28 protein-coding genes are annotated in these 24,465 nt (G+C 64.0%); 6 read left to right on the top strand and 22 right to left on the bottom strand.

The window, feature by feature from the left end:
• Window positions 1–54 precede the first annotated feature (54 nt).
• The 7 genes from J8847_RS06565 to J8847_RS06595 all read right to left on the bottom strand — a co-directional run bounded on the left by J8847_RS06565 (window position 55) and on the right by J8847_RS06595 (window position 6,052).
• On the bottom strand, window positions 55–984 hold the full coding sequence (locus J8847_RS06565; protein WP_211523885.1) for a CysB family HTH-type transcriptional regulator: 930 nt from the start codon (window positions 982–984) through the stop codon (window positions 55–57).
• The gene (locus tag J8847_RS06570) at window positions 981–2,054 is read right to left on the bottom strand and encodes a sulfate/molybdate ABC transporter ATP-binding protein (RefSeq protein WP_211523886.1); all 1,074 of its coding nucleotides are present in this window, start codon (window positions 2,052–2,054) and stop codon (window positions 981–983) included. Before J8847_RS06570 ends, J8847_RS06565 begins: the two co-directional genes overlap by 4 nt.
• Window positions 2,051–2,971 carry a sulfate ABC transporter permease subunit CysW gene (gene cysW / locus J8847_RS06575; protein WP_211523887.1) on the bottom strand — a complete coding sequence of 307 codons (921 nt, stop codon included), beginning with the start codon at window positions 2,969–2,971 and terminating at the stop codon, window positions 2,051–2,053. Before cysW ends, J8847_RS06570 begins: the two co-directional genes overlap by 4 nt.
• Window positions 2,968–3,840: a sulfate ABC transporter permease subunit CysT gene (gene cysT, locus J8847_RS06580; RefSeq protein WP_211523888.1), complete on the bottom strand. Its 873-nt coding sequence runs from the start codon at window positions 3,838–3,840 to the stop codon at window positions 2,968–2,970. The genes cysW and cysT overlap by 4 nt, the downstream gene beginning before the upstream one ends.
• A gap of 111 nt (window positions 3,841–3,951) precedes the next feature.
• Window positions 3,952–4,725 carry a sulfite exporter TauE/SafE family protein gene (locus J8847_RS06585; RefSeq protein ID WP_211523889.1) on the bottom strand — a complete coding sequence of 258 codons (774 nt, stop codon included), beginning with the start codon at window positions 4,723–4,725 and terminating at the stop codon, window positions 3,952–3,954.
• 274 nt (window positions 4,726–4,999) lie between these two features.
• Window positions 5,000–5,638, bottom strand: coding sequence for a peroxiredoxin (locus J8847_RS06590; protein WP_211523890.1), 639 nt, complete (start codon window positions 5,636–5,638; stop codon window positions 5,000–5,002).
• Window positions 5,639–5,665: 27 nt separating this feature from the next.
• Window positions 5,666–6,052, bottom strand: a complete 387-nt coding sequence (locus tag J8847_RS06595) for a diacylglycerol kinase (protein ID WP_211523891.1) — start codon at window positions 6,050–6,052, stop codon at window positions 5,666–5,668.
• A gap of 154 nt (window positions 6,053–6,206) precedes the next feature.
• Here J8847_RS06595 and J8847_RS06600 point away from each other — a divergent pair, with 154 nt between their 5' ends.
• Entirely contained in the window at window positions 6,207–6,992 is a 786-nt protein-coding gene (locus J8847_RS06600) for an IclR family transcriptional regulator (protein ID WP_211523892.1), read from the top strand.
• A 40-nt stretch (window positions 6,993–7,032) separates the two neighbouring features.
• Here J8847_RS06600 and pbpG read toward each other — a convergent pair whose 3' ends face one another.
• The 3 genes from pbpG to J8847_RS06615 all read right to left on the bottom strand — a co-directional run bounded on the left by pbpG (window position 7,033) and on the right by J8847_RS06615 (window position 9,960).
• Window positions 7,033–8,181 (bottom strand): D-alanyl-D-alanine endopeptidase, encoded by a 1,149-nt coding sequence (pbpG, locus tag J8847_RS06605; RefSeq protein WP_211523893.1) that lies wholly within the window; start codon window positions 8,179–8,181, stop codon window positions 7,033–7,035.
• 166 nt (window positions 8,182–8,347) lie between these two features.
• A complete protein-coding gene (locus J8847_RS06610; protein ID WP_211523894.1) occupies window positions 8,348–9,043 on the bottom strand; it encodes a nitroreductase in 696 nt (231 codons plus the stop codon).
• Window positions 9,040–9,960 carry a DMT family transporter gene (locus J8847_RS06615; protein ID WP_211523895.1) on the bottom strand — a complete coding sequence of 307 codons (921 nt, stop codon included), beginning with the start codon at window positions 9,958–9,960 and terminating at the stop codon, window positions 9,040–9,042. The genes J8847_RS06610 and J8847_RS06615 overlap by 4 nt, the downstream gene beginning before the upstream one ends.
• Window positions 9,961–10,298: 338 nt before the next feature.
• Between J8847_RS06615 and phaP the strand changes: the two genes are divergently transcribed.
• Entirely contained in the window at window positions 10,299–10,874 is a 576-nt protein-coding gene (phaP, locus tag J8847_RS06620; protein WP_211523896.1) for a TIGR01841 family phasin, read from the top strand.
• Window positions 10,875–11,083: 209 nt separating this feature from the next.
• On the opposite strand, the gene J8847_RS06625 is transcribed toward phaP, so the two are convergent.
• The 6 genes from J8847_RS06625 to J8847_RS06650 all read right to left on the bottom strand — a co-directional run bounded on the left by J8847_RS06625 (window position 11,084) and on the right by J8847_RS06650 (window position 16,288).
• Window positions 11,084–11,806, bottom strand: coding sequence for an ABC transporter ATP-binding protein (locus J8847_RS06625; protein ID WP_211523897.1), 723 nt, complete (start codon window positions 11,804–11,806; stop codon window positions 11,084–11,086).
• Complete coding sequence (locus tag J8847_RS06630; protein ID WP_211523898.1) at window positions 11,806–12,576, bottom strand: ABC transporter ATP-binding protein; 771 nt, start codon at window positions 12,574–12,576, stop codon at window positions 11,806–11,808. The genes J8847_RS06625 and J8847_RS06630 overlap by 1 nt, the downstream gene beginning before the upstream one ends.
• A gap of 11 nt (window positions 12,577–12,587) precedes the next feature.
• A complete protein-coding gene (locus J8847_RS06635) occupies window positions 12,588–13,781 on the bottom strand; it encodes an ABC transporter ATP-binding protein (RefSeq protein WP_211523899.1) in 1,194 nt (397 codons plus the stop codon).
• A gap of 13 nt (window positions 13,782–13,794) precedes the next feature.
• Window positions 13,795–14,724 carry a branched-chain amino acid ABC transporter permease gene (locus tag J8847_RS06640; RefSeq protein WP_211523900.1) on the bottom strand — a complete coding sequence of 310 codons (930 nt, stop codon included), beginning with the start codon at window positions 14,722–14,724 and terminating at the stop codon, window positions 13,795–13,797.
• A 158-nt stretch (window positions 14,725–14,882) separates the two neighbouring features.
• Window positions 14,883–15,830 (bottom strand): 4-hydroxy-3-methylbut-2-enyl diphosphate reductase, encoded by a 948-nt coding sequence (gene ispH / locus J8847_RS06645; protein ID WP_211523901.1) that lies wholly within the window; start codon window positions 15,828–15,830, stop codon window positions 14,883–14,885.
• 5 nt (window positions 15,831–15,835) lie between these two features.
• Entirely contained in the window at window positions 15,836–16,288 is a 453-nt protein-coding gene (locus J8847_RS06650; RefSeq protein ID WP_211523902.1) for a peptidylprolyl isomerase, read from the bottom strand.
• A gap of 115 nt (window positions 16,289–16,403) precedes the next feature.
• Here J8847_RS06650 and radC point away from each other — a divergent pair, with 115 nt between their 5' ends.
• The 3 genes from radC (at window position 16,404) to rpmG (ending at window position 17,869) form a co-directional block, all read left to right on the top strand.
• The gene (gene radC / locus J8847_RS06655; RefSeq protein WP_211523903.1) at window positions 16,404–17,075 is read left to right on the top strand and encodes a DNA repair protein RadC; all 672 of its coding nucleotides are present in this window, start codon (window positions 16,404–16,406) and stop codon (window positions 17,073–17,075) included.
• Window positions 17,076–17,451: 376 nt separating this feature from the next.
• Window positions 17,452–17,688: a 50S ribosomal protein L28 gene (rpmB, locus tag J8847_RS06660; RefSeq protein WP_026354825.1), complete on the top strand. Its 237-nt coding sequence runs from the start codon at window positions 17,452–17,454 to the stop codon at window positions 17,686–17,688.
• A gap of 13 nt (window positions 17,689–17,701) precedes the next feature.
• Window positions 17,702–17,869 (top strand): 50S ribosomal protein L33, encoded by a 168-nt coding sequence (rpmG, locus tag J8847_RS06665; RefSeq protein ID WP_005665735.1) that lies wholly within the window; start codon window positions 17,702–17,704, stop codon window positions 17,867–17,869.
• A gap of 66 nt (window positions 17,870–17,935) precedes the next feature.
• On the opposite strand, the gene J8847_RS06670 is transcribed toward rpmG, so the two are convergent.
• The 6 genes from J8847_RS06670 to J8847_RS06695 all read right to left on the bottom strand — a co-directional run bounded on the left by J8847_RS06670 (window position 17,936) and on the right by J8847_RS06695 (window position 23,511).
• Complete coding sequence (locus J8847_RS06670; protein WP_211523904.1) at window positions 17,936–18,319, bottom strand: YkvA family protein; 384 nt, start codon at window positions 18,317–18,319, stop codon at window positions 17,936–17,938.
• A gap of 102 nt (window positions 18,320–18,421) precedes the next feature.
• Window positions 18,422–19,633, bottom strand: coding sequence for a fatty acid desaturase (locus tag J8847_RS06675; protein ID WP_211523905.1), 1,212 nt, complete (start codon window positions 19,631–19,633; stop codon window positions 18,422–18,424).
• Between the two features lie 100 nt (window positions 19,634–19,733).
• A complete protein-coding gene (locus J8847_RS06680; RefSeq protein ID WP_211523906.1) occupies window positions 19,734–21,056 on the bottom strand; it encodes a mechanosensitive ion channel family protein in 1,323 nt (440 codons plus the stop codon).
• A 9-nt stretch (window positions 21,057–21,065) separates the two neighbouring features.
• Window positions 21,066–22,373, bottom strand: a complete 1,308-nt coding sequence (locus J8847_RS06685) for an RsmB/NOP family class I SAM-dependent RNA methyltransferase (protein WP_211523907.1) — start codon at window positions 22,371–22,373, stop codon at window positions 21,066–21,068.
• A gap of 13 nt (window positions 22,374–22,386) precedes the next feature.
• Window positions 22,387–23,019 (bottom strand): phosphoribosylglycinamide formyltransferase, encoded by a 633-nt coding sequence (gene purN, locus J8847_RS06690; RefSeq protein ID WP_211523908.1) that lies wholly within the window; start codon window positions 23,017–23,019, stop codon window positions 22,387–22,389.
• Between the two features lie 81 nt (window positions 23,020–23,100).
• Window positions 23,101–23,511, bottom strand: coding sequence for a barstar family protein (locus tag J8847_RS06695; protein ID WP_211523909.1), 411 nt, complete (start codon window positions 23,509–23,511; stop codon window positions 23,101–23,103).
• Window positions 23,512–23,893: 382 nt separating this feature from the next.
• Between J8847_RS06695 and J8847_RS06700 the strand changes: the two genes are divergently transcribed.
• Window positions 23,894–24,433 (top strand): glycine zipper 2TM domain-containing protein, encoded by a 540-nt coding sequence (locus J8847_RS06700; protein WP_211523910.1) that lies wholly within the window; start codon window positions 23,894–23,896, stop codon window positions 24,431–24,433.
• Window positions 24,434–24,465 lie beyond the last annotated feature (32 nt).

Raw genomic sequence — 24,465 nt, forward strand, 5'->3', positions numbered from 1 at the left:
GTCGTTCCGGCGAAGGCCGGAACCCAAGTTTCTTCGAGCAGCCACGAGCTCAACTCACTCCGCCGCCTGCAACGCCTTCTCGATATCCGCCCGCGTATACCCCTGAGCAAACCGCTCGATGAAGTGATACGCATACGCCCTCAGGTAAGACCCGCGCCGCACCGCCAGCCTGGTCACATTCTGCGCAAACAGGTGCGACGACTCGATCGCCCTCAGCCCCTTGTCGCGCCCATGGTCGAAGGCCATCGACGCGACTATCCCGACGCCCAGCCCCAGCGACACATACTGCTTGATGACGTCCGAATCCATCGCGGTAAGGACGATATCCGGCGCCAGCCCCGCTTCGACGAAGGCCGCATCGATATGGCTGCGGCCCGTGAAGCCGACGTCATAGGTAATGAGCGGATACTCCGCCAGGTCCTCGAGCCGCAGCGGGTGCGAAGTCGCGAAGATCGGATGCCCCTCCGGCGCCACCACCAGGTGGCTCCAGCGGTAGCACGGAAAGGACACCAGGTCCGGAAACGCCGACAAGCCCTCGGTCGCGATGCCGATGTCGGCCTTGCCCGACAAGACCCACTCCGCGATATGCTCCGGTGCGCTCTGCTGCAGGGCGATGCGCACGCCCGGGAAGGCCGAGCGGAAGGACTGCACCACCTGCGGCAGTGCATAGCGCGCCTGGGTGTGGGTCACGGCCACGGTCAAGGTGCCGCTGTCCTGGGCCGCATACTCGCGGCTGGCCTGCTGCAGGTTTTCCGCTTCCACCAGCAGCTTCTCGACGATACGCAGGATGCCCTTGCCCGGCGGCGTCAGGCCCGTCAAACGCTTGCCGTTGCGCTCGAAAATCTCGACGCCCAGTTCTTCTTCCAGTTCGCGGATCTGGCGCGACACGCCCGGCTGTGAAGTGAACAGCGCATTCGCCACCTCGGTCAGGTTGAAGTCGCGGCGCGCCGCTTCGCGTACGGAACGCAGCTGCTGGAAATTCATATGCCTTCCCCCTGGTCCACGAACACTTCGATGCGGCGCGGACGCACGACCAGGGTCTCGCCCTCTTTCAATCCGAGACTGGCGAAGCGCTCGTTCGGCAGCACGGCTTCGATCAGCTGCGCATTGTCGGCGCGCTCCAGGTCGAGCTGGGCCAGCGGGCCGATCGCATGGGCGCGGCGCAGCTTGGCCACCACGCCTTCGGCGCCCGGCGTATAGCGTTCCACATCCAGGTCGTGCGGACGCACGTAGCCGATACCGGCGCCGTCGCGCACGCCGGCGAACTGCGGCGCATTGAAGGTGACGTCGCCCGACGCCAGCACGCCTTCGTGCACGCGGCCGTGGAACAGGTTGACGTTGCCCAGGAAGCCGTACACGAACGGCGAAGCCGGCTTGTTATACACATCGCCAGGCGCGCCCTGCTGCTCCACGCGGCCCTTGTTCATCAGGACCACCTGGTCGGCCACTTCCAGCGCTTCTTCCTGGTCGTGGGTCACGAAGATCGAGGTCACGTGCAGGTCGTCGTGCAGGCGGCGCAGCCAGCGGCGCAGTTCCTTGCGCACCTTGGCGTCCAGCGCACCGAAGGGTTCGTCCAGCAGCAGCACGCGCGGCTCGACGGCCAGGGCGCGGGCCAGCGCGATGCGCTGGCGCTGGCCGCCGGACAGCTGCGGCGGATAGCGGTCGGCGATCCAGTCCAGCTGCACCAGCTCCAGCAGCTGTTTCACTTTTTCGCGGATCTGCTGCTCGCTCGGACGCTCCTTGCGCGGCTTGACGCGCAGGCCGAAAGCGACGTTCTCGAACACGGTCATGTGCTTGAACAGCGCGTAGTGCTGGAACACGAAGCCGACCTGGCGCTCGCGCACGTGGTGGTGCGAGGCATCCTGGCCGTCGAGCAGCACGCTGCCCGAATCCGGATGCTCGAGGCCCGCGATCACGCGCAGCAGTGTCGTCTTGCCGCAGCCGGAAGGGCCCAGGAGCGCGGTCAGTTCGCCGTCCGGGAACTTGAGCGAGACATCGTCCAGCGCGGTGAACTGGCCGAATTGCTTGTGGATGTGTTGGACTTCGATAGTCATGCTGCGTGCTCCGTATTGCGTTCGTCGGCGGCGGCCTTCTTGACCTGGTGCAGGCGCCATTCGATAAAGCTCTTCACCGCCAGGGTCACCAGCGCCAGGAGCGCCAGCAGCGATGCGATCGCGAACGCGGCCGTGAAGTTGTATTCGTTGTAGAGGATCTCGACCTGCAGGGGCATGGTGTTGGTCTCGCCGCGGATGTGGCCCGACACCACCGACACCGCGCCGAACTCGCCCATGGCACGGGCGTTACACAGGATCACGCCGTACAGCAGGCCCCATTTGATGTTCGGCAGCGTGACCTTGACGAAGGTCTGCCAGCCCGAAGCGCCCAGCACCAGCGCGGCCTCTTCTTCCTCGGTGCCCTGCTGCTGCATCAGCGGAATCAGCTCGCGCGCCACGAAGGGGAAGGTGATGAACACCGTCGCCAGCACGATGCCCGGCACCGCGAACAGGATCTTGATGTCGTGCTCGGCCAGCCAATCGCCGAACCAGCCCTGGGCGCCGAACAGCAGCACGTAGATCAGGCCCGCGATCACCGGCGACACCGAGAACGGCAGGTCGATCAGGGTCAGCAGGATGCTCTTGCCGCGGAACTCGAACTTGGCGATGGCCCAGGCCGCGGCGACGCCGAACACCAGGTTGAGCGGCACCGAGATGCCGGCCGCGATCAGGGTCAGCTTGATGGCCGACAGCGCATCCGGGTCCTTGATCGATTCGACATAGGTTTCCCAGCCGCGCTTGAGCGCTTCGGTAAACACCGCGATCAGCGGCACGAACAGGAACAGGGTTAGGAAGGCCAGCGCGACCGCGATCAGGGTGTAGCGCACCCAGTTCGGTTCGAACACATTGGTGGCCGGGCGCCTGGCCGGCACGGGCTTGGAAGGCGCGGACGCCACGTTGTCGAGGACTGCGCTCATTTCTTGCCCGCCCGTTTGCGTGTCCAGGCCTGCAGCAGATTAATCGTCAGCAGCAGGATGAAGGAGATGATCAGCATGACGACTGCAATGGCGGTAGCGCCCGCGTAGTCGTACTGCTCCAGCTTGGTGATGATGAACAGCGGCGTGATCTCGGACACCATAGGCAGGTTGCCCGCGATGAAGATCACCGAGCCGTATTCGCCGGTGGCGCGGGCGAAAGCCAGCGCGAAACCGGTCAGCAGCGCCGGCACGATGGTAGGCAGCACCACGCGGATGAAGGTCTGCAGCGGCGAAGCGCCCAGGCTGGCGGCGGCTTCCTCGAGCTCGCGCTCGGCCTCTTCCAGCACCGGCTGCACGGTGCGCACCACGAACGGCAGGCCGATGAAGGTCAGGGCCAGCACCACGCCCAGCGGCGTGAAGGCGACCTTGATGCCCAGGCTGGCCAGGTACTGGCCGATCCAGCCGTTATGCGAATACAGGGCCGTGAGCGTGATGCCGGCCACCGCGGTCGGCAGCGCGAACGGCAGGTCGACCAGGGCGTCGATGAAGCGCTTGCCGGGGAACTGGTAGCGCACCAGCACCCAGGCGACGATGCCGCCGAAGATGACGTTGATGAAGGCGGCGATCAGCGAGGCGCCAAAGCTCAGGCGGTAGGACGCCATCACACGCTCGGAGGTCACGGCGGCCCAGAACGCGTCCCAGGTCATCGTGAAGGTCTTGAGGAAGACCGCCGACAGCGGGATCAGGACGATCAGCGCCAGGTAAAAGATGGTGAAGCCGAGCGAGATGCCGAAGCCGGGGATGACCCGGCCTGGGGAGCGTCTGGCGCTCTTGCTCACACCGATGCTCGGCTGTGCTAGGAAAGTCATGGAAGCCCTTATTACAAATTCTTCTAACGGGCCACAATAATCTCACCTGAGTCTCATAAAGCAAACGAAACTTTCCTCATTTGCATAGACACTTTCCCTATTTGGCCTGGCTCAAAGGACCAGCTTCGCCGCTACGCCGGTCAAGGTGGTGGCAAGCAGCGCGCGCAGGAAACGCTCCGGTACGGCACGCGATGCCATCGCGCCGAGGGTGATGCCGGGCACCGAACCCACCAGCAGGGTCAGCAGCAGCATCCAGTCGATCGAACCCAGCCACCAGTGGCCGACGGCCGCGATGGCCGTGAGCGGGACCGCATAAGCAATGTCGGTTCCCGCCACTTCGGCAGGGGTCAGTTTTGGATACAGGAAGACCAGCAGGGTGGCGCCGATCGCGCCCGCGCCGATGGACGATACGGTGACAAGCACGCCCAGCACGGCGCCGCAGAAGATGGTGGCGGCGGCGAGCGCCTTGCCCTGCAGTTGGCGCTCCGGGTGCGCGTTGATCCAGGCCAGCAGCTTGCCGCGGAACAGCAGCGCGATCACGGTCAGCAGCACGGAACCGGCGATCGAATAGCGGATTACCAGGCCGATTTCCTTGTCCAGCGCGCCGAATTCGCGCAGCGCAAGCGTGGCCAGCACGGCCGCAGGCAGCGCGCCCAGGCAGAGGCGGCCGACGATGGGCCACTGGACGGTGCGGTTGAAACGGTGGGTGATGGTGCCGGCGCCCTTGGTGATGGACGCGAAGGCCAGGTCGGTGCCGACCGCGACCGAAGGCGAGACGCCGAACAGCAGGGTCAGGAGCGGGGTCATGAGCGAACCGCCCCCTACCCCGGTCATTCCGACCAGCAGCCCAACTGCGAAACCCGCCACTATGTAAGTCATCGACATGCTTTGCTCCCAATGTAGCACACAGGGTAAAGCTGCTCGGCAGTTAAACAAACAACAGCTTCCTTATTTGCTTATGCAGAGATATTCGTACGGATGAGCATGGCGCGTTGCCATTTTGCAACGCAAAGACGTTGAAGAACGGCCTCCCCGCCATTGGCGCCGCGAACATAAAGACGTCGTCCCCGCCAAGGGGGCCGCCGAGGCCGGGGACGACGGTCTTTCGGCTAGCTCAACGCCATCAGGCGCGTGGTCAGCCGTTAGGGAATCGCGCCGATTACTTGTTCGGCTGCGGAGTCAGGCGCAGGTAGGGACGCGGCGCCTCGAAGCCCTTCGGATACTTCTGCTTGATGACTTCCGGATCCTGCACGGTCAGCGGGATGATGACCGGGTCGCCATCCTTCCAGTTGCCCGGGGTGGCCACGGTGTAGCCGTCGGTCAGCTGCAGGGCGTCGATCACGCGCAGCACTTCGTCGAAGTTGCGGCCGGTGCTCATCGGGTAGGTGATGGTCAGGCGGATCTTCTTGTTCGGGTCGATCACGAACAGCGAACGCACGGTGGCGGTGGCCGATTGCTGCGGGTGGATCATGTCGTACAGCTCGGACACCTTCTTGTCGGCGTCGGCGACGATCGGGAAGCCCACCACGGTCTTCTGGGTCTCTTCGATGTCCTTGATCCACTCCTTGTGCTGCTCGGCCGGGTCGACCGACAGGGCGATCGCCTTGACATTGCGTTTGTCGAATTCCGGCTTGAGCTTGGCGGTCAGGCCCAGCTCGGTGGTGCAGACCGGGGTGAAGTCCGCCGGGTGCGAAAACAGCACCACCCAGGAGTCGCCCGCCCACTCGTGGAAGCGGATCTTGCCGATGCTGGAGTCCTGCTCGAAGTCCGGGGCGGTATCGCCGAGGCGTAAGGTCATATCAATCTCCTAGTTTGAACACACGGGTCAGAAAAAGCGGTTGTACAGCACGACGGCCCAGGTCGCCGTGGCCAGCAGCAGCGTCAGGGCGACCGCGGCGCTGCCCATGTCCTTGGCCACTTTCGACAGCGGATGGCGCTCGAGCGAGATGCGGTCGACCACGGCTTCGATGGCCGAGTTGATCAGTTCGACGACCAGCACCACGATCAGCACGCCGATCAGCACCAGCTTCTGGAAGCCGGACACCGGCAGCGCCAGCGCAATGGCGACGGCGATGGCGATGACCACGATCTCCTGGCGGAACGCCGCCTCGCTGCGCCAGGCCCAGGCGAAGCCATCCCAGGTGTTGCGGCAGGCGGCGAGGATGCGGCTGAGGCCGCGTTTGGTCTTGAATTCGCTGATCGGGTGTTCCATCGTTCTTGAAATTAAGTCATGCAGGAATGCCATTATGCCGCCCGGCGCGCGGAATGTGTAAAAACCGACGACACACACTAGCCCATGTGTTTGCATGTGCTTTTCACATCATGGTATAAAGAAGCTACCCATACTGCACTGCACCAACCACATCATGAAAATGGAAAGTCCAGAACCAGCCAAGACGTCGATCCAGGTCATCGAACGCATGATGGCCTTGCTCGACGCGTTGGCCAGCTATTCGGACCCGGTGAGCCTGAAGGAATTGTCCAAGGTCTCGGGCCTGCACCCATCCACAGCACACCGCATCCTGAACGACATGGTCGTGACGCGCTTCGTCGACCGCGTGGAACCGGGCACCTACCGCCTCGGCATGCGGCTGCTCGAACTGGGGAACGTGGTCAAGAGCCGCCTGTCGGTGCGCGAAGCGGCGCTCGACTCGATGCGCGCCCTGCACCGCAAGACCCAGCAGACCGTGAATCTGTCGGTGCGCCAGGGCGACGAGATCGTCTACATCGACCGCGCGTTCTCGGAACGTTCGGGCATGCAGGTGGTGCGCGCCATTGGCGGGCGCGGCCCGCTGCACCTGACCTCGACGGGCAAGCTGTTCCTGTCGGTGGACGACGTCAAGGCGATCCGCGCCTACGCCACCCGCACCGGGCTGGCTGGGCACACGAAGAATTCGATCACGGAGCTGTCGCGCCTGGAGCGCGAGCTGAGCCTGGTGCGCTCGCGCGGCTATGCGCGCGACAACGAGGAGCTCGAGATGGGGGTGCGCTGCATGGCGGCCGGCATCCACGACGACAGCGGCAAGCTGGTGGCCGGGCTGTCGATCTCTGCGCCGGCGGACCGCCTGCAGGAAGACTGGCTGGAAGACCTGGTGCAGACGGCGGCGAGCATTTCGTCCACCCTGGGGTACCGGCCGACGCCGGCAGTCTGAGGCATGTGCGGGCTTGGCGGCAGCGCCGCCAGCCCAAGGATCAATTCGGCGGCAACTCGGCCGGCGCGGCCGCCGTGGTCACCGTCGGCGCGGGGGGCGTGCCGCCCAGCCCGGCCGGCGTCACCGTCTCCAGCCAGCGCCGCATGCGTCCCGCGTCCGCGGTGCGCGACATCTTCCCTTTCGAATCCAGGAACACCATGATCACATTGCGTCCCTGGATCATGGCCTGCATCACCAGGCAGCGCCCTGCTTCGTTGATGAAGCCGGTCTTCTGGATGCCGATGTTCCAGTCCGGCAGCGCCACCAGGTAGTTGGTGTTCGCGTAGCGCATCGGCCGTCCGCTGGCCTTGACCACGGAATCCTTGGTGGTCGAATACTCGCGCAGCAGCGGTTCCTGGTGCGCGTTGGCCACCAGCTTGGCCAGGTCGCGCGCGCTCGAGACGTTGCGGCTCGACAGCCCGCTCGCATCCACGTAATGGGTGTCGTTCATGCCCAGCTCGCGCGCCTTGGCGTTCATGGCCTCGACGAAGGCCTCGATCCCGCCCGGATAATTGCGGCCCAGCGCGGACGCGGCGCGGTTCTCGGAACTCATCAGCGCAATGTGCAGCAGTTCGCGGCGCGTCATGCGCGCGCCCACCGGCAGGCGCGAGCTGCTGTACTTGTGGCGGTCGACGTCTGCGTCGGTAATGCGCAGCACTTCGTCCAGGTCCTGGTTGGCCTTGACGACGACCAGCCCGGTCATGAGCTTGGTGATTGAGGCGATCGGCAGCGCCACGTTGGCGTTCTTCTCGAACAGCACTTCCGAGCTGTTCTGGTCGAGTACGAAAGCCACGTTGGAACGCAGGGCCAGCGGATCGGGAGTGCGGCTCAGGCCGGCGATGTCGCCGAGGCTGCGCGAAGCGTAGGAGGGCGCGGCGCGGCGCACGCTCTGGTAAGTCACCACGCGCTTGCCGCGCACCATGGCGACGCGGCGCACCATGCGCTGGCGGTTGTCGGCGGCGATGGTCTTGGCCAGGTCCTGGCGCTTCTTGGAGCGCACAGCCTTGCGTGCGGCCTTCCGCTTCTGCTTTTTCTTGACGGTCTGGGTCTTCTCGGCACCGGCGCCGGCTCCAGCGCCCGCACTGGCAGCCTGCGCCGGCGGGAGGGCGAGCAGCAGGGAGACAATGGCAGCGAAAGCAATTTTATACATCTGGAAGCCCTTCGGTGCGAACGGATGAGGTACGAAGCAAAGTGTAGCCGAACAACGTGTGATCGCAAGAAGAATTCACATTCCGTGCGGCAACAATTCACAAAAACAACAAAACGCTGCGCCAACGAAGCCCTTACGTATCAATGAGATATCGAACGCAAGCTCTTTATTCCATGAAGCGGGTGAAGCCGGCGATCGGTTCCCTGTCGGTCACCAGGCTGTTTTCGATCCGTGCCGGATCGGCCCAGCCGAGCGCCATGCCGCACACCACCATTTCATTGTCCGGCAATCCGAGCTGCGCTGCAATCACCCGATGATATTGCGTAAAAGCAGCTTGCGGGCAGGTATCGAGGCCGCGGGCGCGTGCGGCGACCATGATGTTCTGGAGGAACATGCCGTAGTCCAGCCAGGAACCCTGCTCCATGATGCGGTCGATGGTGAAGATGAAGCCCACCGGCGCGTCGAAGAACGCATAGTTGCGCGCATGCTGGGCCGCCATGCCGGCCTTGTTGTCGCGCGTCAGGCCGAGCAGGCTGTACAGGTCCCAGCCGACCTTGCGGCGCCGGTCGATGTAGGGAGAGACCCATTCGCGTGGATAGTAGGCGTATTCCTCGGTGTGCTCGCGCGCCTGCTGGGGATCGGCGTTGACCGCCAGGATCGCATCGGACAGCTGTTTCCTCGCCTCCCCGGTCAGCACATAGACCTTCCACGGCTGGGTGTTGGTGCCGGACGGCGCGCGCGCCGCCACGTCCAGGATGCGCTCGATATCCTCGCGTGCGACCGGCTTGTCGAGGAAGGCGCGGATCGAACGGCGCGAGGTGATGGCGGCATCGACGGCTTCTTGGCTGGGGCTGGAAATCATGCAGTCTCCATAGGTTTGGATGTTGGTTTTTTGACGACGAAAGCGACGCCCGTGACGGCGAGCACCATGCCGGCCAGGCCGAGCAGGGTGAAGGATTCGCCGAACAGCAGCCAGGCCATCAGGGCCGTGGTGGGCGGAGTCAGGTAGAGCAAGCTGGTGACTTCGGTGGCGGCGCTGCGGCTGATCAGGGTAAACAACAGGAAGATCGCGCCGATCGACAGCGCGAACACCGACCACAGCCAGGCGACGACGAAATCGCGGGTCCAGGCGATGCTGGAGAAGGCCGGGTCGAGTCCTTCCAGCCAGACCGCCAGCGGCAGCAGTACCGCGACGGTGGCTCCGAACTGGATCACGGTGCCGGTGCGCAGGTCGAAGCGCGGACACCAGCGCCGCTGGTACATGGTCCCGGCCGTGATCGACAGCAGTGCGAACACGCACAAGGCGATGCCGGCGGCGGACAGCCCGGCCGCGCTCATCTTGGCGTAGACCACCAGCGCCACGCCGCCCAGGCCGAGCAGCAGGCCCAGCCACTGCAGCGGACGCACGCGCTCGCCGATCAGGGGCGCCGCGGCCGCGGTCAGGATCGGCTGCATGCCGACGATCAGGGCGGTCAGCCCGGCCGGCATGCCCAGCTTGATCGCCGCCCACACACCGCCCAAATAGCCGGCCTGCAGCAAGATGCCGGCCACGGCCACGTGCAGCATCTGGCCACGCGGCCATGGCGCGCGGAACAGCAGCACGACCGGCAGCAGCACGGCCAGCACGCCGAGGCAGCGCACGATGAGGAAGGTCAGCGGCGGCGCATACGGCAGGCCGAGCTTGGCGACGATGAAGCCGGTGCTCCACAGGAACACGAAAAACAGGGGAATCGGGGAAAGCCAGGAAGTGCTGGGAACGGAAGTTGCGCTGGTCTGCATGGCCTGGCTGTCGCGCCGTTGCCACGGCGGATTGAATAAAACACAAGCGCTTAGTCTAGCATGGGCGCTTTCGCCGCGTTTAGCCCCTGGAAAACGCGCGTTTTTCTGCCGATTCTTTGCGCTAAATCAAGCGTTGTTTCTTGCATTAAATGCATTCAAGAAATTTATGAATAATAGATGGTGCGTCGCATCAAAAATGCTTGACGCGTTCTTGGAAGTGGCCGACAATTCGTTCTGTTGCGGTGCACAAAAAAGAGTTTCAGCCAGTTTTCGCAGGAACCTGTCTCACCTTAGCAAGATCCCTTTCTTTAAGAAACGTATTCATTTTGGAGAGCCACATGTTTGCAATCCCTGAGCAGTTCTCGAACGCCACCAAGGCCAGCCTGGAATCGCAATTTGCCCTGTTCTCGTCGCTGACGCAGAAGACCTTCGAAGGCGTTGAGAAGCTGGTCGACCTGAACATCAACGCGGCGCGCGCCACCCTGGAAGATTCGTCGGCCGTGGCTCGCCAGCTGCTGGGCGCCAAGGACCCGCAAGAATTCTTCTCGGTGTCGGCTTCGCAGGCCCAGCCGGCTGCTGAAAAGGCGCTGTCGTACAGCCGCCAGCTGGCGTCGATCGCCGCCGGCACCGGCGCCGAGTTCTCGAAGGCCGCCGAAAGCCAGATCGTCGAAGCCAACCGCAAGGTGATCTCGCTGGTCGACGAAGTGAGCAAGAACGCTCCGGCCGGTTCGGAGAGCTTCGTTGCCGCCGTCAAGACCGCGATCAGCAACGCCAACGCCGGCTACGAGCAGATCAGCAAGACCACCAAGCAGGCAGTGGAAGCCGTGGAAGCCAACCTGAACGCGGCGGTTGCCCAGTTTTCGGCGACTGCTCGCAAGGCTACCAACGCAGCGAACGCTGCCGCAGCGGCCTAAGCTGGTTCGCGTCAAGTAAAAGAAAAGCCGGAGCGCGTGAGCGTTCCGGCTTTTTGTTTTTGGGGTCGTGCGTCGCGCACTCGTCTCATCGAAGTCGCATCCTCCACTCATCCCGCACCCTTTCCAACGTCATCCCGGCGAAGGCCGGGATGACGTTGGTAAGAGGTGCGGGGAATGCGGCTGATGTGACTTCGGGGACGCCAGCGGCGTCACTCCCCCAGATACGCCGCCTGCACCCTCGGGTCATGCAGCATATCCTGCGCATTCCCCGTCATCGTCACCGCCCCCGAATCCATCACATACCCCCGGTGCGCCGCCTGCAGCGCCAGCTTGGCGTTCTGCTCCACCAGCAAGACGGTGATACCCTGCGCCGACACATCGCGGATCACCTCGAAGATCTTCTCCACCATGATCGGCGACAGTCCCATCGACGGCTCGTCCAGCAGCAGCAGGGTCGGATGGCACATCAGCGCCCGGGCCATCGCCAGCATCTGCTGCTCGCCGCCCGACAAGGTCCCCGCCAGCTGCGCCGAGCGCTCCTTCAGGCGCGGGAAGACCTCGTACCACTTCTCGATATCCGCATTGATTCCCGCCTGGTCCTTGCGCGTGTAGGCGCCCATCAGGAGGTTTTCGTGGATCGTCATGCGCGTGAACACGCCCCGCCCTTCCGGCACCATGGCCAGCTTCTGCTGCACCAGCCGGAACGAGGACAAGCCCTTCAACGGCTGGCCCAGATACGAAATGGTCCCTTCCACCTTGCACGGCGGGAGCGTGCCGGTGATGGCCTTGAGCGTGGTGGTCTTGCCCGCGCCGTTGGCGCCGATCAGGGTCACCAGCTCGCCGCGGTTCACTTCCAGGTCCACGCCCTTGACCGCCTTGATGCCGCCGTAGGCGACTTTCAGGCCGCTGATCTTCAGAATGTTCTCGCCCATCAGTGCGCGCCTCCCAGGTAGGCCTTGATCACGGCCTCGTTCTTCTGGATCTCGGCGGGCAGGCCTTCCGCGATCTGCTTGCCGTATTCCAGCACCGTGATGCGGTCGCACAGGCCCATCATCAGCTTCACGTCGTGCTCGATCAGCAGCACGGTCTTGCCTTCGGCCTTGATTCTCAACAGCAGCTCGCGCAAGGCCAGCTTCTCGGTCGCGTTCATGCCGGCCGCCGGTTCGTCCAGCGCCAGCAGTTGCGGGTCGGTGGCCAGCGCGCGCGCGATCTCCAGGCGGCGCTGGTCGCCATAGGACAGGTACTTCGCCGTCCGGTTGGCGAAGGCGCCGATGCCGACGAAGTCGAGCAGCTCCTGCGCGCGCCGGCGGATCGCCGCTTCTTCCGCGCGCGCCGCCTTGTGGCGGAAGATGGCGCCGAACACGCCCTGGCGGGTGCGGACGTGGCGTCCCACCATCACGTTCTCGAGCGCGGTCATCTCGCCGAACAGGCGGATGTTCTGGAAGGTGCGCGCGATGCCGGCCCTGGCCACTTCATGCGGCGCCGACGGCGAATACGGCTTGCCCGCCAGCTCGAAGCTGCCGGTGTCCGGCTGGTACAGGCCGGTGATGACATTGAAGAAGGTCGTCTTGCCCGCCCCGTTCGGGCCGATCAGGCCATAGATCTGGCCCTGCATGATCCGGATGCCGACGTCGGTCAGGGCCTGCAGGCCGCCGAAGCGCTTGTTCACGCCGGAGATGTTCAGGAGTACGCGTTCGCTCATGATGGTTCTCTTCACTCCTCGCGCGCCAGGGCTGCGTTCGGACGGTCTTCCTTGTTCGGCGAGGGCCACAGGCCGGCCGGGCGCACCAGCATGATCAGGACCAGTGCCAGGCCGTAGAGCAGCTGGCGCAGCACTTCCGCCTCGATCAGCACGGTGCCGAACATGGCCTGCTGGGCCGGTTCCACCACGTGGCGCAGCACTTCCGGCAGCGCCGCCAGCAGCACGCCGCCCAGCACCACGCCGGGGATGTGGCCGATCCCACCCAGCACCACCATCGCCAGCACGGCGATCGATTCGGTCAGCGAGAAGGATTCCGGCGACACGAAGCCCTGGAAGGCGCCGAACATCGCACCCGCCACGCCGCCGAAGGAGGCGCCCATGGCGAAGGCCAGCAGCTTGACGTTGCGGGTGTTGATGCCCATCGCCTTGGCCGCGATCTCGTCCTCGCGGATCGCCACCCAGGCACGGCCCAGGCGCGAATGCTGCAGGCGGCTAGTGATGAAGATGGTCGCGATGCACAGCGCCAGGAACAGGAAGTAGTAGGCGTTCACCGAGGGCATGGCGACGCCGAACACATTGACCGTCGCGTTCGATCCCGCCTCCCCCGCCAGCGAGACGCCGAAGATGCGGATCGGATCAATCATGTTGATGCCCTGCGGCCCGTTGGTGAAGTTGATCGGGTCGTTCAGGTTGTTCATGAAGATGCGGATGATCTCGCCGAAGCCCAGGGTCACGATGGCGAGATAGTCGCCGCGCAGCTTGAGGGTCGGGGCGCCCAGCAGCGCGCCGAACAGGGCCGCGACCAGGGCCGCCAGCGGCACGATGAACCACACCGACAGGTGGATGCCGTCCTGCTGGATCCCGGGACCGAATAAAGCGATGAGGGCGTCGCCCAGCGCCGGCGAGTAGTACACCGCCGATTCCAGCAGCGCCGCGAACTGCGGCGAGGCGAACAGGCCGACCAGGTAGGCGCCGACCGCGAAGAAGGCGATATAGCCCAGGTCCAGCAGGCCGGCGAAGCCGACTACGATGTTCAGGCCCAGCGCCAGCATGATGTACAGCAGCGCGATATCGATGATGCGCACCCAGGAATTGCCGAATTGCGCCGCGAAGAAAGGGAACACGAGCAGCAGCGCCAGGCTCGCGGCCATGGTGATCGCGGCCTGGCGCGGCTTGTGCTGGAGGTCGAAGCTCAGGAATGCCATGTCGTCTTCCTCCTCAGGCGCGGTCGGCCACGCGCTCGCCCATGATGCCGGACGGGCGCAGGGTCAAGACCAGGATCAGCACCACGAAGGCGAAGATGTCCTGGTAGTGGCTGCCCAGGAAGCCGCCGGTGAGGTCGCCGATGTAGCCGGCGCCCAGCGCTTCGATGATCCCCAGCAGGATGCCGCCGATCATGGCGCCGTAGATGTTGCCGATCCCGCCCAGCACCGCGGCGCAGAAGGCTTTCATGCCCGGCAGGACGCCCATGGTGAAGGTGACCGTGGCGTAGTTGGCGCCCCACATCACGCCCGCCACGGCGGCCAGCGCCGCGCCGATGGCGAAGGTGGCGACGATGACGCGGTTCGAATCCACGCCCATCAGGCCCGCCACGCGCGGGTTCTCGGCCACGGCGCGCATCGCGCGGCCCATGCGGGTGCGCTCGACCAGCAGCACCAGGGCGGTCATGGCCACGGCGGCCAGCACCAGCAGCAGCACCTGGGTATGCGTGATCAGCGCGCCGCCGATCATGATGGGCTCGGAGGACAGCAACTGCGGGAAGGGAATCGGGCTGCGGCCCCAGATCATCATGGCGAAGGTCTGCAGCAGGATGGACACGCCGATCGCCGTGATCAGGGGCGCCAGGCGCGGCGCGTTGCGCAGGCGGCGGTAGGCGACGCGCTCGATCACGATGTTGACCAGCATGGCCACGGGAATCGCGCCCAGGATCGCGACCGCCAGCTGCAGGTAGCCGGGCAGGCCCGGGGCATAGGTGTCGAGCAGCTTCAGGATCGACAGTCCGGCCATCGCGCCGATCATCAGCACGTCGCCGTGGGCGAAGTTGATCAGGTTGAGCACGCCGTACACCATGGTGTAGCCAAGCGCGACCAAGGCGTACATGCTGCCCAGCACGAGGCCGTTGAGTAACTGTTGGACAAAAGTCTCCATCGTTCCGCTGCTTTCTCCTGATCTAACAAAAACGGCACTTCAAGTTCTTGAAGTGCCGCTCATGGTTGTCTTCCGAACGCCGCCATCATAGCTTGGCTATTGGAAAACTTGCACCGGAAAATGCCGGATTTGTCCGATTGTTTGTTGACTATGCGTGTTTACGCGCGTTCTGCGCGGACGCCGTCCAGGCCCTTCGGCAGCGGGAAAGTGACGTTCTCTTCCACGCCTTCCAGGGCGCGCACGCTGGCCGCGCCCAGTTCCTTCAGGCGGTCGATGACGGCCTGCACCAGCACTTCCGGGGCCGAGGCGCCGGCGGTTACGCCGATGCGCTTCTTGCCTTCGATCCAGGCCGGGTCGATCTTGCTGGCGTTGTCGACCATGTAGGCCGGGGTGCCCTTCTTCTCGGCCACTTCGCGCAGGCGGTTGGAATTGGAGCTGTTCGGGCTGCCGACCACGATCACCACCTCGACCTGCGGCGCCAGGAACTTGACCGCTTCCTGGCGGTTGGTGGTCGCGTAGCAGATGTCGCCCTTCTTCGGCTCGATGATGTTCGGGAAGCGCGCCTTCAGGGCTTCGATGATCTCGGCGGTGTCGTCGACCGACAGGGTGGTCTGCGACACGTAAGCCAGCTGGTCCGGGTTGCGGACCTGGAGCTTGGCCACGTCCTCGACGGTTTCCACCAGGTGCATGCCCTCTTCGGCCTGGCCCATGGTGCCCTCGACTTCCGGGTGGCCGTCGTGGCCGATCATGACGATCTCGCAGCCCTGCTTGCGCATCTTGGCCACTTCGACGTGCACCTTGGTCACCAGCGGGCAGGTCGCATCGAAGATGCTCAGGCCGCGGGCCTCGGCTTCCGCGCGCACGGCTTTCGACACGCCGTGGGCCGAGAACACCAGGGTGTTGCCGGCCGGGACATCGTCCAGCTCCTCGATGAAGATCGCCCCCTTGTTGCGCAGGTCTTCGACCACATAGGCGTTGTGCACGATCTCGTGGCGTACGTAGATCGGGGCGCCGAACTGTTTCAGGGCGCGCTCGACGATCTCGATCGCACGGTCCACACCGGCGCAGAAGCCGCGCGGCTGGGCTAGCAGGATTTCATTTTCCATATCGTTTAGAGAACCGAAATCAGTTTCACTTCGAATTGCAGGGCCTGGCCTGCGAGCGGATGGTTGAAGTCGAACACGGCCGAGGTGTCGCGCATTTCCAGCAGCACGCCGGCGAAGCGGCCGCCCTTGGGGGCGTTGAACTCCACCACTTCGCCCACGGCGTAGTCGGTACCCGGCACGGAATTCTGTTCCAGGGTCGTCTTCGACACGGCCTGGATCAATTCCGGGTTGCGGTCGCCGAAGGCCTCAGGCGCGCTCAGCTCGAAAGTCTGGTGCGTGCCTTCCGGCAGGCCGATCAGGCGCTGCTCCAGGAAAGGGGCGAGCTGGCCCTGGCCCAGCATCAGGGTAGCCGGGGTGCCATTGAAGGTGGTGACGATATCGGCGCCGCCGGCAACGGCCAGACGGTAATGCAGGGTCAGGTAGGACGATTCGTTGACGACGGGAGAAGCGTTGGACATGTTCGTTTGTTGTAGCAGGCAACCCTGTTCGGGCAAACCGCTATTGTAAGCCAGGCGCGGGGCTTACGCCGCCGCTGCCTTCTTTTTTGGCGACGAATCCTGACAAGGACGAGACATGGGAATTTGCGACTGGCCCGAACAGGAACGCCCGCGCGAGCGGCTGCTGCGTTCGGGCGCGGGGGTGCTGAGCGACACCGAACTGCTGGCGATCTTCCTGCGCGTGGGGGTGGCGGGCAAGAGCGCGGTGGCGCTGGCGCAGGACATGCTGGCGCATTTCGGCTCGCTGCACCGGCTGCTGCATGCGGATTCGAGCGAGTTCGGGCAACTGCACGGGCTGGGGCCGGCCAAGTATGCGCAGCTGCAGGCGGCCATGGAATTGTCCCGGCGGGCGGTGGCCGAGCAGTTCGAGCGCGAGGCGCTGTGTTCGCCGTCGGCCGTGCGGCATTACTTGCGCAACCGGTTCGCGCTGCAGGCGCACGAGTCCTTCGTGGTGTTGTTTTTGGATGTGAAGAATCGGCTGATTCATGGCGAGGAGATGTTTCGCGGTACCTTGACGCATACGAGCGTGTATCCACGCGAGGTGGTCAAGGCGGCGCTCAGGCGCAACGCGGCGGGGGTGATCCTGGCGCATAACCATCCGTCGGGGGTGGCGGAGCCGAGCGAGGCGGATCTGCGGCTGACCAGCGCGCTGGTGCAGGCGCTGGCGCTGGTGGATATACGGGTGCTGGATCACTTCGTGGTGGCGGGGAGCCAGGTGCATTCGTTTGCGGAGAGTGGGCAGTTGTAATGTTGGCACACCGCCTGCTTCCCACCTTACATGTGCCGCAGCCCATCGTTCCGGCGAAGGCCGGAACCCAAGTTTGCACGCACTCACTTAACGTTTGACGCAGTCGCTGAGCATGGGAATTGGGTTCCGGCCTTCGCCGGAACGACGTGCTAGGGGTAACGGCAGGAGATAAGGCCAACACTTCTCCACGTACCAAGAGCACATCCATACCCACAATTAACATCGCGTAAACAGTACGTTACATCACTCATCCGGAATTGTTAAATTCAACCAAGAGCATAAGACACAATTGTTTTTCGCAAGTGATTGATTCCGCATCGTTTTTCGCGCTATACTCTCGTTTTTCCAATCCTGGAACATATTTAAGGAGTGCACTATGGCACGTGTCTGCCAAGTTACCGGCAAGGGAGTGATGGTTGGCAACAACGTCTCCCACGCTAACAACAAAACCAAGCGTCGTTTCCTGCCGAACCTGCAGAACCGTCGCATCTTCGTGGAATCGGAAAACCGCTGGGTCTCCCTGCGTCTGTCCAACGCCGGTCTGCGCGTGATCGACAAGCTCGGCATCGACGCCGTGCTGGCCGACATGCGTGCCCGTGGCGAAAAAGTTTAATTAGGGAGCTATCATGGCAAAAACTGGCCGCGACAAAATCAAGCTGGAATCGACCGCAGGCACTGGTCACTTCTACACCACCACCAAGAACAAGCGCACGATGCCGGCGAAGATGGAAATCACCAAATTCGACCCGAAGGCACGTAAGCACGTGATCTACAAGGAAACCAAGATCAAGTAATTCGATCTTGTTCCAAGAAAGAGCCGCCCGTTCACACTGGCGGCTCTTTTGTTTTGGAGCGCCCCCCTAGCGCGCCCCATACCACCACCACCAGCTCAGAGCCAGCAGGCCGAGCCAGAGCACGACGATGGCGATCGCGCCCGCAGTGCTGGACGGCTTGGCTTTCTGGTTCGCCATCCACTCCTCGGCCTTGGCGCGGCATTCCTGGATCACATGCTCGGGCAGCATGCGCACCGCCATCCAGATCAGGGCCGGCAGCAGGATCGCATCGTCGAGATAGCCGAGCACCGGGATGAAGTCCGGGATCAGGTCAATCGGGCTCAGGGCGTAGGCCACCGTGACCACGCACAAGGCCTTGGTCAGGAAAGGCGTGTCCGGATGGCGCCGCGCAAACCACAGCATGAGCGCATCGCGCTTGATGCGCCGGGCCCAGTTCCTGATCGATTCCATCGCGCCGTCTCCATGCATGCTTGAGATAAGCCCGATCCTACACGAGTGCAGAAATAACAACGGCTCCCGAAGGAGCCGTTGTCGTTGAAGGCGTAAAGCGGATCAGGCGTAGCTGCGCAGGCGGAAGGAGAATTCCTGCAGCGCCTTGATGCCCGACGCTTCGGCGCGTGCGCACCAGTCTTGCAGCTGGTGCAGCAGCTGGTCGCGGGTCGAGTGCGAACGTTCCCAGATCGCGCCCAGTTCCACGCGCATCTGGTGCATGGTTTCCAGTGCCTTGCTGTGCTGGAACAGCTCGACCAGTTGCTGCTTCTGCGAGCTTTCCAGCTTGGCCGGCTCGCGCTGCAGCAGCTTGCGCGAGCTCTTCAGGAAGCGCGCTTCCAGCTCGGCCTTGTGCTTCAGGTGTTCCATCTCTTCACGGAAGGCCAGGCGCACCGACTTGGCGTACTTGGCCATCACGTCGTAGCGGTTGGCGATCACCGACTGCAGGGTGTCGAGGTCGGCCGCCTGCTTGTTCTTGGCGAACTTCGGCTCCGGCGCCACTTTCTTGACCTTGGCCAGGCCCAGGATTTCCAGGGTGCGGATATAGCCCCAGCCCAGGTCGATCTCGTACCACTTGCTCGACAGCTTGGCCGAGGTGGCGAAGGTGTGGTGGTTGTTGTGCAGTTCTTCGCCGCCGATCAGGATGCCGAACGGGAAGACGTTGGTGGCCGCATCGTTGCAGTCGTAGTTGCGGTAACCCCACCAGTGGCCCAGGCCATTGATGATGCCGGCCGCGGTGATCGGGATCCACAGCATCTGGACGGCCCAGATGGTCAGGCCGATCACGCCGAACAGCGCGACGTTAATGATCAGCAGCAGGGCCACGCCCATGGCGCTGTGGCCGGTGTACACGTGGCGCTCGATCCAGTCGTCCGGGGTGCCGTGGCCGTACTTCTCCAGGGTTTCCTTGTTCTTGCTCTCCGCGCGATACAGCTCGGCGCCTTCCAGCAGCACCTTGCGGATGCCGCGGGTCTGCGGGCTGTGCGGGTCTTCCTCGGTGTCGCATTTGGCGTGGTGCTTGCGGTGGATCGATGCCCACTCCTTGGTCACCTGGCCCGTGGTCAGCCACAGCCAGAAGCGGAAGAAATGGCTGGGGATCGGATGAAGGTCGAGGGCGCGGTGCGCCTGGTGGCGGTGCAGGTAGATCGTCACACTCGCGATCGTGATGTGCGTGACGACCAGCGTGTACACCACGAGCTGCCATGCGGAAAGGTCCAGCAGGCCGGTGTCCAGGAAGGCCAGCACGTTCTGCAGGATGTCGCTAAAGAAATTCATTCAGTCTCCATGTGGGTCGTGTCCGAGGCGCAATAAGCCATACGCTCACGTAACGCGCATATTTTACGCGGTTCTAGTAACACACGGCACGCTAGTCAGCTTAATTTGCGCCGGATTGAGGGGTACGCGACACTACCGATGCAATATGCGCATCGAGCAGGCGGGTATCCATGCTTGGATGGCCAAGTTTGATGGCGCCTTGTTGCACCAGGGCATAAATCTTCTTGTTGACATCCGAAATCGGCCCACCGGCGCCGTTTTCCGGATCGGCGATCCAGAAGCCGACTTCCAGCTCGTAACCGTCAGCGACAAAGGCGTTGAGCAGCACGTTCGGCGCCGGCTCCTCCAGCACCCGCGCCACGCCTCTCGGCTGGGCTTCCAGCAGGGGCATGACGCTGGAGAGGTCCGATTCGTAGGACACGACGAGTTTCGTCGTCAGGCGCTGGTTGCGGTTGGTGACCGACTGGTTCAGCACCACGCCCGTGATCAGCATTTCGTTCGGCAGCAAGGTCTGGGTGCCGTCCGTACTGCGCAGCACCGTGTAGCGCGTATTGATGCGCGCAACTTTTCCGGAATACTTGTCGAGCGTGATCGGGTCGCCGATGGTCAGGCTGCGTTCCAGCAGGATGATGAAGCCGGATACGTAGTTACTGGCAATGCGCTGCATGCCAAGACCGAGGCCGACGCCGAGCGCGCCGCCGAACACCGACAGCACGGTGAGATCGAGGCCCGCCAGCGACAGGCTGAACAGCACCGCCACCAGGATCAGCAGCGCACGGCTGACGCGCGCCATCGCCACGCGCAGCGAGCTGTGCACGCGTTCCAGGCCCATCAGGCGCTCTTCCAGCGCCGCGCCGGCCCACAAGGCCAGCATCATGAGCACCACGATCGAGACCACGCCCTGCAGCAGTTCGGCCAGGCTCACGTGGTTCTTCCCGATCGGCAGCTCGGTGCGCTCCAGGAAGCGGATCACGTCCGGCAGCACGCCGGTCAGGTGCAGCGCCACGCCGAGCCAGACGATCAGGGCGAACACGCGCTCGAAGGTCTGCAGGGCGGCGCCCAGCGGGCCGTGGCGCGCGAACACGCGCCGCAGCAGGTAGAAGAAAGTGCGGATCACCGCCATCGAGGTGAGCAGCGGCAGCGCCACGCGCAGCAGGTGCACGCTCTGGTAACGCTCCATCACCAGCTTGGCCATGCCCAGGAAGGCCAGGGCCAGCAGCGGCGGCAGCACGCGGCCGAAACTGGCCATGCCCAGGCCCAGCAAGCCGCCCTGCTCCGCCCGCTCGTGCAGCCAGGAGCGGTGGATCAGCCGCGCCAGGCCCCAGCCGGCCCCGACGCACAGGACGATGGCCAGCGCCTGCCAGACGATGGCGGGCTGGCGGATGTCGCCGAGCAGGTCGGCCAGCAAGTCCGAGAGCGGCATCCGGGCTCCTTATTCCGCGCTGTCGGCCTCGTCGGCCTTCTCGTCCTTGGCCGCAGCGGCCTTGGCCTTGCGTTCCAGCACGGCGGCGAAGAAGCCGTCGGTCTGGTGCTTGTGCGGCAGCAGCTTGAGGTAGTTGTCCATCTCGAGCGGGATCTTCTGCTCGGCCAGCACCTGGTTCATCGGCACCAGTTCGAAGTCCGGATGGGTGGCCAGGAACTGCTCGACGATCATGTCGTTTTCTTCGTTCAGCAGGCTGCAGGTGGCGTAGACCAGGCGGCCGCCGCTCTTGAGCAGGCGCGACGCGCCGTCCAGGATCGAGGCCTGCTTTTCCTGCATCTCGGCGATGGCGTCCGGCTTCTGGCGCCATTTCACGTCCGGGTTGCGGCGCAGGGTGCCCAGGCCCGAGCACGGCGCATCGACCAGCACGCGGTCGATCTTGCCGGCCAGGCGCTTGACCTTGGCGTCGCGCTCGTGCGCGATCAGCACCGGGTGCACATTCGACAGCCCGCTGCGCGCCATGCGCGGCTTGAGCTTCGAGAGGCGCTTTTCCGACACGTCGAAGGCGTACAGGCGGCCGGTGTTGCGCATGAGCGCGCCCACGGCCAGGGTCTTGCCGCCGGCGCCGGCGCAGAAATCGACCACCATCTCGCCGCGGCGCGCGCCCAGGATCTGGGCCAGCACCTGGCTGCCCTCGTCCTGCACTTCGATCGCGCCCTGCTTGAACAGCTCCAGGTTCTGCAGCGCCGGCTTCTTGTATACGCGCAGCCCAAGCGGCGCGTAAGTCATCGGCTCGGCGGCGATCGGCGCCTCGGCCAGCTTGGCGATGACTTCCTCGCGGTTGGCCTTGAGCGAATTCACGCGCAGGTCCAGGGGCGCCGGGGTGTTCAGCACGGCGGCCAGCTTGAGCGCTTCGTCCTCGCCAAACTGGGCGACCAGCTTCTCGTACAGCCATTGCGGCAGGTTGGCCTGCATCTGCTTCGGCAGCAGCGAGCGGTCGACTTCCTTGACGCGGGTCAGGAAATGGGTCTCGTCTTCCGTCAAGCCGCCGAGGGCGTCGATGCCGACGGTCTCGCTCAGGCCCAGCAGGGCCAGGCGGCGCATCGAGGGCGTATTGCCCGAGCCGGCGAAGTCCGTGTAGAAGGACTTGTTGCGCAGCACCGCGTACACGGCTTCGGCGATGACGCCGCGCTCGCGGCCGCCGAAGCGCGGGTTGTCCTTGAAGAAGCGCGACAGGGTGACGTCGGCGGGCGCGGTAAAGCGCAGAACCTCGCGCAAGATCTCTTCGGTCTTGGCGAGGATTGCTGGTGGCAATCTCATGGGTGTTCCTGAATTAACTGGTGGTCTCGGCCGCGGGTGCGCGGTCGAGCAGCCGGACGCTGTCGCCTTCGACGACCACGCGGTCTTCGACGAACAGGCGTACGGCATAAGGGTAAAGTTTGTGTTCCTCGACCAGCACGCGCGCGGCCAGGTCTTCGGGCGTATCGCCCGGCAGCACCGGCACCCGCGCCTGCGCGATCGCCGGGCCATGGTCGAGCTCGGCGGTCACGATGTGCACGGTGGCGCCATGTTCAGCGACGCCGGCGTCCAGCGCCTGCTGGTGCGTATGCAGCCCCGGGAACAGCGGCAGCAGCGACGGGTGGATGTTCAGCATGCGGCCCGCGTAGTGTTCCACGAAGGGCGCGGTCAGGATGCGCATGAAGCCGGCCAGCACGACCAGGTCGGGCGCGTAGCGGTCGATGGTTTCCTGCAGCGCAGCGTCGAACTCTGCGCGGCTGGCGAATTCCTTGCTCGGCACCACGGCGGTCGGAATGCCGCGCGACTGCGCGAATTCCAGGCCCTTGGCGTCGGCCTTGTTGCTGATCACCGCCGCGATACGGGCGGGCCACTTCTCGGCGTCGAGCGCGCGCACGACCGCTTCCATATTGCTTCCGCGGCCGGAAATGAGGATCACGATGTTTTTCATAAGCGGGCATTGTACCGTATCGCCATGGGGCAACCGGCATTCGGCGGGGGGTTTCGGAGGACGGCGATCCGCCTGGCGGACTCAGGCGGGGTTCAGGTCGAAGGAATAGAAGACACGGAACGGGACCTTTTTCTCGGCCCAGAACTCGGCGGCGTCGCGGAAGACGTCGAGCAAATTCTCGCGCGCATCCTTGTCGAATTTTTGTGCGATTGGGAGTTGTTCCAGTACAACGATAAAGCCCGGTTGCGGACCGGCTTCGCTGATCGTCTCGGTCAGGCACTTGCGCAGTGCATCGAAATTCTTGCTGCAGGGTTTGGGGAAATGGAAGTTTTCGCCGATGCGTGCACACACCTGCTGCTTGGTCAGGGTATTGGCGCAATGCGCGTACAGGAAGTGATGGCCCAGTCGCCCTGCTTCCTGCTGCAGATCGGCCACGCGGAAGGCGCGGATCGACTGCACAAGATTGGGCGGCACTCTCATCAACAAACTCATTTTTTCCTCAAGTCGACCTGGAATACTTGGTTTCGCCAAGACGTCATCCCCTTGCGACGTTTGGCACCGCCGCCGCTTCTTCCCCCGCTGTCGTTTCCACGCGCCAATAAAAATCCCTAATTTGTGTAAGGGTAACGTTTTGTGGTATTGGAAGCAACCCAAATGTGAGTACGGCAGCTCCATTTGTAAAAATCAGTATGTCTGCATGTCATCAAAATTTCGCTTTGACAAGCAGGTTTTCATTCTGTGGCCAGCTGGGACGAAAGAACGAGCTTGTTACAATTTGTTGCCATGCGGATCGGTTCGGTTTGCCGCGTTGGGATTACCATAAAGTCCTGGCGATCCGATTCCACGCGATCGCTCACCTATAACGAGGTAGAACATGAACTTCCAAGCCAAACTGATGATTTCGGCCCTGGGGATGGCCATCCTGCCGCTGGCGCAGGCGGCGGACTTCGAGGATTTCGGCCGCGTGGTGCGCGTGCAGCCGCGTGTGGAACAGATCCGCACCCCGCGCCAGGAATGCCGTACTGAATACGTGCAGGTGCCGGCGCAGCAGGAACGCGGCCAGGGCGGCTCGATCGTCGGCGGCATCGCCGGCGCCCTGCTCGGCAGCCAGGTCGGCAGCGGCAACGGCAAGGTCGCCGCGGCGGCGGCGGGCGCGATTGCCGGCGCCATGGTCGGCGACCGCGTCGAAAACAATGGCCGCAACCTGGCGCCTGGCGTGCAGGAACAGGCGGTGCGCCAGTGCCGCATGGTCGAAGCCGTCGAATCGCGCACCAACGGCTATGACGTGACCTATGAGTACCGTGGCCAGACCTACACCACGCTGATGAACCGCGATCCGGGCAACCGCGTGCGCCTGCGCGTCTCGGTCGAACCGCTGGACGCCTACAACGACCAGTACAGCCAGCGCTATTAAACCCTGGGCGGTCGTGTTGCCGCCTTCATCAC

Source organism: Massilia sp. AB1 (genome assembly GCF_018119385.1).
Lineage (GTDB): Bacteria > Pseudomonadota > Gammaproteobacteria > Burkholderiales > Burkholderiaceae_D > Telluria.

Coding starts and splice junctions, on each gene's coding strand:
- J8847_RS06675 (WP_211523905.1), bottom strand. CDS start 19,633: ATGAATTTCTTTAGCGACATCCTGCAGAACGTGCTGGCCTTCCTGGAC.
- J8847_RS06600 (WP_211523892.1), top strand. CDS start 6,207: ATGAAAATGGAAAGTCCAGAACCAGCCAAGACGTCGATCCAGGTCATC.
- phaP (WP_211523896.1), top strand. CDS start 10,299: ATGTTTGCAATCCCTGAGCAGTTCTCGAACGCCACCAAGGCCAGCCTG.
- purN (WP_211523908.1), bottom strand. CDS start 23,019: ATGAAAAACATCGTGATCCTCATTTCCGGCCGCGGAAGCAATATGGAA.
- J8847_RS06595 (WP_211523891.1), bottom strand. CDS start 6,052: ATGGAACACCCGATCAGCGAATTCAAGACCAAACGCGGCCTCAGCCGC.
- J8847_RS06640 (WP_211523900.1), bottom strand. CDS start 14,724: ATGGAGACTTTTGTCCAACAGTTACTCAACGGCCTCGTGCTGGGCAGC.
- rpmG (WP_005665735.1), top strand. CDS start 17,702: ATGGCAAAAACTGGCCGCGACAAAATCAAGCTGGAATCGACCGCAGGC.
- J8847_RS06670 (WP_211523904.1), bottom strand. CDS start 18,319: ATGGAATCGATCAGGAACTGGGCCCGGCGCATCAAGCGCGATGCGCTC.
- cysT (WP_211523888.1), bottom strand. CDS start 3,840: ATGACTTTCCTAGCACAGCCGAGCATCGGTGTGAGCAAGAGCGCCAGA.
- pbpG (WP_211523893.1), bottom strand. CDS start 8,181: ATGTATAAAATTGCTTTCGCTGCCATTGTCTCCCTGCTGCTCGCCCTC.
- J8847_RS06680 (WP_211523906.1), bottom strand. CDS start 21,056: ATGCCGCTCTCGGACTTGCTGGCCGACCTGCTCGGCGACATCCGCCAG.
- cysW (WP_211523887.1), bottom strand. CDS start 2,971: ATGAGCGCAGTCCTCGACAACGTGGCGTCCGCGCCTTCCAAGCCCGTG.
- J8847_RS06650 (WP_211523902.1), bottom strand. CDS start 16,288: ATGTCCAACGCTTCTCCCGTCGTCAACGAATCGTCCTACCTGACCCTG.
- J8847_RS06635 (WP_211523899.1), bottom strand. CDS start 13,781: ATGGCATTCCTGAGCTTCGACCTCCAGCACAAGCCGCGCCAGGCCGCG.
- J8847_RS06630 (WP_211523898.1), bottom strand. CDS start 12,576: ATGAGCGAACGCGTACTCCTGAACATCTCCGGCGTGAACAAGCGCTTC.
- J8847_RS06585 (WP_211523889.1), bottom strand. CDS start 4,725: ATGTCGATGACTTACATAGTGGCGGGTTTCGCAGTTGGGCTGCTGGTC.
- rpmB (WP_026354825.1), top strand. CDS start 17,452: ATGGCACGTGTCTGCCAAGTTACCGGCAAGGGAGTGATGGTTGGCAAC.
- J8847_RS06625 (WP_211523897.1), bottom strand. CDS start 11,806: ATGGGCGAGAACATTCTGAAGATCAGCGGCCTGAAAGTCGCCTACGGC.
- J8847_RS06700 (WP_211523910.1), top strand. CDS start 23,894: ATGAACTTCCAAGCCAAACTGATGATTTCGGCCCTGGGGATGGCCATC.
- radC (WP_211523903.1), top strand. CDS start 16,404: ATGGGAATTTGCGACTGGCCCGAACAGGAACGCCCGCGCGAGCGGCTG.
- J8847_RS06695 (WP_211523909.1), bottom strand. CDS start 23,511: ATGAGTTTGTTGATGAGAGTGCCGCCCAATCTTGTGCAGTCGATCCGC.
- ispH (WP_211523901.1), bottom strand. CDS start 15,830: ATGGAAAATGAAATCCTGCTAGCCCAGCCGCGCGGCTTCTGCGCCGGT.
- J8847_RS06590 (WP_211523890.1), bottom strand. CDS start 5,638: ATGACCTTACGCCTCGGCGATACCGCCCCGGACTTCGAGCAGGACTCC.
- J8847_RS06685 (WP_211523907.1), bottom strand. CDS start 22,373: ATGAGATTGCCACCAGCAATCCTCGCCAAGACCGAAGAGATCTTGCGC.
- J8847_RS06570 (WP_211523886.1), bottom strand. CDS start 2,054: ATGACTATCGAAGTCCAACACATCCACAAGCAATTCGGCCAGTTCACC.
- J8847_RS06610 (WP_211523894.1), bottom strand. CDS start 9,043: ATGATTTCCAGCCCCAGCCAAGAAGCCGTCGATGCCGCCATCACCTCG.
- J8847_RS06615 (WP_211523895.1), bottom strand. CDS start 9,960: ATGCAGACCAGCGCAACTTCCGTTCCCAGCACTTCCTGGCTTTCCCCG.
- J8847_RS06565 (WP_211523885.1), bottom strand. CDS start 984: ATGAATTTCCAGCAGCTGCGTTCCGTACGCGAAGCGGCGCGCCGCGAC.